Source organism: Shewanella sp. 11B5 (assembly GCF_002836795.1).
GTDB classification, from domain to species: Bacteria; Pseudomonadota; Gammaproteobacteria; order Enterobacterales; family Shewanellaceae; genus Shewanella; species Shewanella frigidimarina.
Genome location: NZ_PJAP01000462.1, coordinates 1 through 4,634, shown reverse-complemented (window position 1 = coordinate 4,634; position 4,634 = coordinate 1). Strand labels below are relative to the sequence as shown.

Here is a 4,634-nt window from a genome sequence, read left to right as displayed (position 1 = left end):
CTGTTTTTAATGTCGAGCAAAACAGCAAAGGTAATATGAGTGATTACTATCGAAGTATATTGTTAATGCTTCACGCACTGTAAGTGCTGCATCAACATTTATGCACCCTCATGTGTATTATTGTTATAGGCAAAATTTCTACTTCCAGCGCCCGCTTGACCAAATTGAGAATAATAACCAAATTCCACCGACGGCAGCACTCAGAAATCCAAGTATGCCGAATAACGGCAAACCAAATAATGTTGGCCCACCATCAACAGTCATCACGATAGAAGATCCAATAATCATAGCCGCTACCACATTACCAATTGCCACTCGACTCGCTGCCCGGTCAAGTTGATTGCCAAAGGCTTTTAATCTCGTTACATCAACATGTAACTGAAATCTACCGCTGCGCGCTGAGCGTAAAAGTTGTTGTAAGTCTTGCGGTAATCCACTTAACAATTCACCGGTATCGACAATGGCTTGCCAACCTCTTTTGGCCAATGCGTCTGGTGCATATCGTTGTAACATTAGCTGGTGTAATAATGGTTTCGCTTCAGACACCATATTAAAGTCAGGATCTAACTGCAGGGCCACACCTTCAAGCGCAATCAATGCTTTGATCAATATAATAATATCAGGGGGTAAGCTAAGACCATATTCTCTAAGCAGTGATATCAGTTCAGTCAACATCATGCTCAAATGGAAATTTTTTAACGAAACGCCATGATACTTATCAACAAACTCTTCAACTTCAAAAGTAAGATTTTCACAATTGAGCGGAGGATCGCCAGCCCAAGTCAGTAATACATCAATAACGCGAGGTGCATCCAAATCAACCATGCTATGTAAAAGCGTTACCACTTGATGCCGACGTTCAAAAGACAGTCGTCCAACCATACCAAAATCAATGAATGCGATTCGATTTTCAGGCATATAAAAAATATTACCTTGATGGGGATCTGCATGATAAAAACCATCAATCAAAATCATTTTCAACGCAGCTTGACCGCCATACTTAGCTAACAGTTTTCTATCTAATCCTGCCTCTTCCACGGCTTCTACATTTCGCCCAGCAATACCATCAATAAACTCTTGAACATTGACGCGTTCACTGCACCACGACCAATACACTTTAGGAATAATGATGTTAGGATTACTTTTGAAATTTTTAGCCACCCTTTCAGCATTGCGACATTCAGCCAGTAAATCCAATTCCCGCCTTAGAGAATGGGTAAATTGGCGTACTACCTCACGAGGTCTAAAACGGCGCAATGTCGGTGACTCTGACTCCATCACCTCGGCAATACGGGCAAGTAAACGTAAATCGGCTTCGATAACGGGCATTATGCCTGGCCGGCGAACCTTAATAATCACTTCAGCGCCATCATGTAGACGAGCTCGATGAACTTGGGCAATCGATGCGGCAGCAAAAGGAGTTGGATTAAATTCGGCAAAAGCCTGTTGCGGACTACATCCTAAGTCTTCATGTAATTGTTTACAGATCAATTCAAATGATACCGGCGGTGCATGATTTTGTAATTTTGCAAACTCTACAGTCCACTCTGGTGGAAATAGATCTGAACGCGTAGCAAGGATCTGTCCTAGTTTGATAAAGGTTGGCCCCATTTCAGCTAATGCATGACAAAACCTGACCGGAGATTCTAACTGAGTGATTTCGGCAGCATGCTTCCAATGCAGAGCCTTACCGGCGACATTGAATACATTCGCGAGTCCAAGTCTTCGCAGTACATCGCCAAAGCCATAACGGATTAAGACCGAAGCAAGTTCATTCAGTCGGCCGATATCTCGAGCTGTACCTAACGTCTCCCAAAGCATGCTTCACCTGTCTATTTACTTTTATTTTGGGAAGAATTAGATGCTGATTTCTCATCCATTTTTTGTGCAAATGCATCAAGAAAACCTGCTGCCGCATAAGCAAGGTTACTTGTTATTTTTGCTGCAGAATCTACTCCAGCAGTCACAGTATCGCTTAACCGTTCACTGAATTGTTGGTTTAACAATGTTGAAATTTCAGTTACTTTCTGGCCGACTGCGGTGCCGCTTACTCGACCATGACGAGCCAAATCATTTAAGGTACCGGATACAGCCTCATTAGCCTCTTTGGCTACGTCTTTCAACGTATCTAAAAACATAACTTCAAGCTCACTAAGGTCATTAAGGGTGCGCTGTAAATCCTGTTTACTAAAGGTGTTAGCATGAGAACTTGCTTCTTCAACGGCTAATTTGGATGCTTCTGCCGCAGAACACAAAGCATCATCAAGACCCGCAACAGCCTTCACTAACTTGTCTTGGCTATTGCGACCATGAGCACCTAAACCCGCGCCTTTAACCACGCGGCCTGCAATCTGAGTGATCTCATTGAGATCCAGTTTGCCTTCACTCAATGCTTTAAGAGTAATGCAACGAACGGTTTCCCGAATATCCTTATCTGCCTCAACCGCCTCTTTAATGGATCCTTCGAGATTGTCACAATGATGACTTGTATCACTTTTAACTGTACTCATATTGATCCACCTATAAAACGTCAGGTTGCTAGAATAATCCATTACTATCAGAGTGTTAATAATGCTATTTAACATTTTTTGCTAACCAGCTTTGGCTAAGAAAAGCTGAACGATTCTGATACATAACAGCAAATAAAAATAACACTTACCTAATAAATCTAAGTCAAATGTACTAATGAAACCTTGATGCATCTCAAAAATGTAGCGAATAGCGGACAATATTCACACAACGCTGGAAACTCACTTTTTCTACTGTTCAAATTTGAGTGAATGTTAAACTACATGTGTATATCGAAAGTGCTTCAATTGTATATAAGTCTGGAGTCAGCTTACAACTTGGTAGGCTTAGCTTTATATTCTCCTCTTTATTAAATCAGTAGCTAAAATGTATGCGCTTCAAAACCTAAACTTTGACATACTTTTGGCGGGATGGAAGGATAGCTTGCTTGTGATATAGAGAAACCTAGGGCTTAACGCCCTAGCTTTTGCTCAAACACAAAGGTCTGTAATGGTCAGATAAAGCTTAGTCATTAAATCTTGAGGAGGGATAGTTTGCTTGTATTAAAGAGAGGCCGAAGACTCAACTCCCTACCTTTTGCTCAAACACAAAGGTCTGTAATGGTCTGATAAAGCTTGGTAATTAAATCTTGAGGAGGGATAGCTTGCTTGTATTAAAGAGAGGCCGAAGACTCAACTCCCTACCTTTTGCTCAAACACAAAGGTCTGTAATGGTCTGATAAAGCTTGGTCATTAAATCTTGAGGAGGGATAGCTTGCTTGTAATAAAGAGGAACCCGTGGGTTCAAAGTCCTATCTTTCGCCCAAATAAAAAGGCCTTATCGAAAGATAAGGCCTTTTTATTTGAATGTGGCGGAGGGATAGGGATTTGAACCCTAGAACGGGATAAACCGTTGCCGGTTTTCAAGACCGGTGCATTCGACCACTCTGCCATCCCTCCGAGCGGGCGAATAATATGACAATGACAGTTTTGTGTAAAGGGTAAATTGCAAATAACTTGTTAAGTGGTGATTAAATGTTCAAGTTAACTGTAATTGCAGTATCGCGATTGATTATTCACTGACAGCTAAGCCTCTATACTGATGATGAACAGAATATGTGCCTTGCTGTGTTCTTAAACGGGCTCAACGGCAGTCGAATTGTGCTAATCAACTTAAGCTGACCATTTTTGTCATTTAAAATGTGATTAAACAGCTGATAGCGGCGACTTTGCTTGATTTGATTAGGCTTAATGTTTACCTTTACTGCAAGTAATTTTGCCAATGCCAAGGATAGCGAGATGCTTTCAGAACAAGCATTCGAGATGATAGATATTGTTGCCCGTGTGGGCAGTTTTACCGCCGCAGCCAATAAATTGAATAAAGTCCCCTCTGCGGTGAGTTATGCCATTAAACAGATTGAAGATGACTTAGGGGTAATATTGTTTGAGCGTCACCATCGCAGTGTTAGTTTGACGCCAGCGGGTGAACATTTTGTGGCGCAGTCGCGCGAGATAATGACTAAATTGAACAACATTAAACGTGATACCCAGAAAGTGGCTAATGGCTGGCGCCCTTCTTTATCTATTGCGATTGACAACATGGTTCGCGCAGACAAAATCAGTGGCTTAATTGCTGATTTTTATCGCCACTTTACCGATATTGAATTGATTATTCGCTTAGAAGTTTATAATGGCGTGTGGGAAGCATTGTCGACGGGTAAAAGCGATATCGCTATAGGAGCAACCTCAAGTATTCCTGTTGGTGGCACTTTTAAGTCACGCGATATGGGAATGATTCAGTGGTCTTTTTTAGTCGGTAAAAATCATCCGTTAGCCAAAACAGAACATGCGTTAACCGATGACGAGTTATTACAGTATCCGTCAATTTGCTTGCAAGACACGGCTCATAATATTGCCCACAGGCCGAATTGGTTGTTAAATAACCAGCGCAGGATTGTGGTACCTGATTGGATCAGAGCAATAAATTGCTTTAGAGAAGGCTTAGGTGTGGGCTACATGCCCTATCATTTGGCTGATATTTTTATTAAAGCCGGCGCGCTAATAGAAAAACAACTCGCCACCCCAAAGCAAGACACAGCCTGCTGTTTAGCCTGGAATAATGCCAAT

At 41.7% G+C, this 4,634-nt stretch carries 3 protein-coding genes and 1 tRNA gene; 1 reads left to right on the top strand and 3 read right to left on the bottom strand.

Annotated elements, in window-relative coordinates; genetic code table 11:
• Positions 1-138: 138 nt before the first annotated feature.
• The 3 genes from CXF78_RS10760 to CXF78_RS10750 form a co-directional block, all read right to left on the bottom strand.
• Positions 139-1,821: an ABC1 kinase family protein gene (locus CXF78_RS10760; protein ID WP_102036775.1), complete on the bottom strand. Its 1,683-nt coding sequence runs from the start codon at positions 1,819-1,821 to the stop codon at positions 139-141.
• Between the two features lie 11 nt (positions 1,822-1,832).
• Positions 1,833-2,510: a DUF6781 family protein gene (locus CXF78_RS10755; RefSeq protein ID WP_102036774.1), complete on the bottom strand. Its 678-nt coding sequence runs from the start codon at positions 2,508-2,510 to the stop codon at positions 1,833-1,835.
• An 867-nt stretch (positions 2,511-3,377) separates the two neighbouring features.
• Positions 3,378-3,467, bottom strand: a tRNA-Ser gene (locus CXF78_RS10750).
• 339 nt (positions 3,468-3,806) lie between these two features.
• Between CXF78_RS10750 and punR the strand changes: the two genes are divergently transcribed.
• Positions 3,807-4,634 (top strand): DNA-binding transcriptional activator PunR (gene punR / locus CXF78_RS10745; RefSeq protein WP_102036773.1); only part of this gene is annotated, 828 nt, incomplete at its 3' end.